The organism is Vibrio sp. Vb1554, assembly GCF_033344235.1.
Genome location: NZ_JAWPOJ010000077.1, coordinates 1 through 2,591, shown reverse-complemented (window position 1 = coordinate 2,591; position 2,591 = coordinate 1). Strand labels below are relative to the sequence as shown.

At 59.6% G+C, this 2,591-nt stretch carries 3 protein-coding genes; all 3 read left to right on the top strand.

What is annotated here, in order from left to right:
* Positions 1-757, top strand: a 757-nt coding sequence (locus tag R8N28_RS23695; RefSeq protein WP_223542817.1) for a DUF3363 domain-containing protein, incomplete at its 5' end; no start/stop codon positions are given.
* Positions 758-973: 216 nt separating this feature from the next.
* Positions 974-2,188 carry a chloramphenicol/florfenicol efflux MFS transporter FloR gene (floR, locus tag R8N28_RS23690; RefSeq protein ID WP_000214119.1) on the top strand — a complete coding sequence of 405 codons (1,215 nt, stop codon included), beginning with the start codon at positions 974-976 and terminating at the stop codon, positions 2,186-2,188.
* Between the two features lie 27 nt (positions 2,189-2,215).
* The gene (locus R8N28_RS23685; RefSeq protein WP_001255015.1) at positions 2,216-2,521 is read left to right on the top strand and encodes a LysR family transcriptional regulator; all 306 of its coding nucleotides are present in this window, start codon (positions 2,216-2,218) and stop codon (positions 2,519-2,521) included.
* The last annotated feature ends 70 nt before the right edge of the window (positions 2,522-2,591 follow it).

Below are 2,591 nucleotides of genomic sequence, written 5' to 3'. Positions count from 1 at the left end.
CAGGGGTGTCGAAAGAGTCAACTGCGGTCCAAAGCTGTTGGACTTGGGTGAAAAGGGCGTTTATTCTTCCTATACGTGCCGCGTTCCAGGCGGCGACTATGAGGGCTATGTCGATGCCCATGTGCGCCGGCTGGAGGCGCTACGCCGGGCCGGTATCGTCGAGCGGATCGACGCCGACCAATGGCGCATCCCCGATGATCTGGTCAGCCGTGCCGCCGCCCATGACGCCGGCCGAGACAGTCAGGCCAGCGTTCGCGTCCTTTCCCCGGTCGATCTGAACAAACAGATCGGATCGGACGGCGCGACCTGGCTGGACCGGCGGCTGATCCACGGCGAGACGGCCGACCTTGCGCCAACCGGCTTCGGGCAACAAGTCCGCGAAGCCATGGACCAGCGCCGCGAGCACCATATCGAACAGGGCGACGCCACCCGCAGCCGGGACAGCCGCGTCTTCTACCGGCGCAACCTTCTCGCCATCCTGCGGGAGCGCGAGGTAGCCGGCGTCGGATCGGATATGGCTTTGAGTAAGGGCCTGCCGTTCCGCGCCGCCACGGACGGCGAGAGCGTCAGCGGCAAGTTTACCGGAACCGTGCATCTATCGAGCGGCAAGTTCGCCGTGGTCGAGAAATCCCATGAGTTCACCCTTGTCCCGTGGCGGCCGATCATCGACCGCCAACTCGGCCGCGAGGTTATGGGCATCGTGCAGGGCGGGTCGGTGTCGTGGCAGTTAGGGCGGCAGAGGGGGCTGGAACGCTGAGTGCGCCCATGCCGCATTGCGAAGCAAAAGATAATCGGATAAAATGTAGCAATTCATATTCGTAAGCGTGGAGTAATCAGATGGGAAATTCCAAGTCAGCAGACAAGTAAGCCGCAACAACCAGTATTGTTGTTGCGGCGCTCTGTAAGGCTAGTCTCATCTGATTGCTGACGAGCAGACGTCGCCCGGTATTCCTTAATCGAGGGTTGATTCGTCATGACCACCACACGCCCCGCGTGGGCCTATACGCTGCCGGCAGCACTGCTGCTGATGGCTCCTTTCGACATCCTCGCTTCACTGGCGATGGATATTTATCTCCCTGTCGTTCCAGCGATGCCCGGCATCCTGAACACGACGCCCGCTATGATCCAACTCACGTTGAGCCTCTATATGGTGATGCTCGGCGTGGGCCAGGTGATTTTTGGTCCGCTCTCAGACAGAATCGGGCGACGGCCAATTCTACTTGCGGGCGCAACGGCTTTCGTCATTGCGTCTCTGGGAGCAGCTTGGTCTTCAACTGCACCGGCCTTTGTCGCTTTCCGTCTACTTCAAGCAGTGGGCGCGTCGGCCATGCTGGTGGCGACGTTCGCGACGGTTCGCGACGTTTATGCCAACCGTCCTGAGGGTGTCGTCATCTACGGCCTTTTCAGTTCGATGCTGGCGTTCGTGCCTGCGCTCGGCCCTATCGCCGGAGCATTGATCGGCGAGTTCTTGGGATGGCAGGCGATATTCATTACTTTGGCTATACTGGCGATGCTCGCACTCCTAAATGCGGGTTTCAGGTGGCACGAAACCCGCCCTCTGGATCAAGTCAAGACGCGCCGATCTGTCTTGCCGATCTTCGCGAGTCCGGCTTTTTGGGTTTACACTGTCGGCTTTAGCGCCGGTATGGGCACCTTCTTCGTCTTCTTCTCGACGGCTCCCCGTGTGCTCATAGGCCAAGCGGAATATTCCGAGATCGGATTCAGCTTTGCCTTCGCCACTGTCGCGCTTGTAATGATCGTGACAACCCGTTTCGCGAAGTCCTTTGTCGCCAGATGGGGCATCGCAGGATGCGTGGCGCGTGGGATGGCGTTGCTTGTTTGCGGAGCGGTCCTGTTGGGGATCGGCGAACTTTACGGCTCGCCGTCATTCCTCACCTTCATCCTACCGATGTGGGTTGTCGCGGTCGGTATTGTCTTCACGGTGTCCGTTACCGCGAACGGCGCTTTGGCAGAGTTCGACGACATCGCGGGATCAGCGGTCGCGTTCTACTTCTGCGTTCAAAGCCTGATAGTCAGCATTGTCGGGACATTGGCGGTGGCACTTTTAAACGGTGACACAGCGTGGCCCGTGATCTGTTACGCCACGGCGATGGCGGTACTGGTTTCGTTGGGGCTGGTGCTCCTTCGGCTCCGTGGGGCTGCCACCGAGAAGTCGCCAGTCGTCTAACCGACGACTGGTAGCAGGCCCGCTCCGATGCGGCGCACTAACCATCGAAACCTCGTGAATGTCGGTATCCTGTCTGGCAGGATACCGCTCATTTCCCTTGTTCAGTTCATCGCCGTCGCCGAGCATCTGAATTTTCGGCATGCGGCCAAGGCACTTGGTATCAGCCAGTCGAGCGTCAGCGCGCGTGTGAAAGCGCTGGAGGATAACCTTGGTGTCCTGCTATTTGAGCGCCATGCGCGGGGCGTTCGGCTAACAGACGCAGGCAGGCACTTCATGGAGCGTGTCACGGCGGGTGTCGATCAACTCGATCACGCAGTGAAGACCGCGGAGTGACGGGCACTGGCTGGCAATGTCTAGCAACGGCAGGCATTTCGGCTGAGGGTAAAAGAACTTTCCGCTAAGC

What these genes read in the sequence shown, in the direction of transcription:
- floR (WP_000214119.1), top strand. Translation starts at nt 974, where the DNA reads ATGACCACCACACGCCCCGCGTGGGCCTATACGCTGCCGGCAGCACTG.
- R8N28_RS23685 (WP_001255015.1), top strand. Translation starts at nt 2,216, where the DNA reads ATGCGGCGCACTAACCATCGAAACCTCGTGAATGTCGGTATCCTGTCT.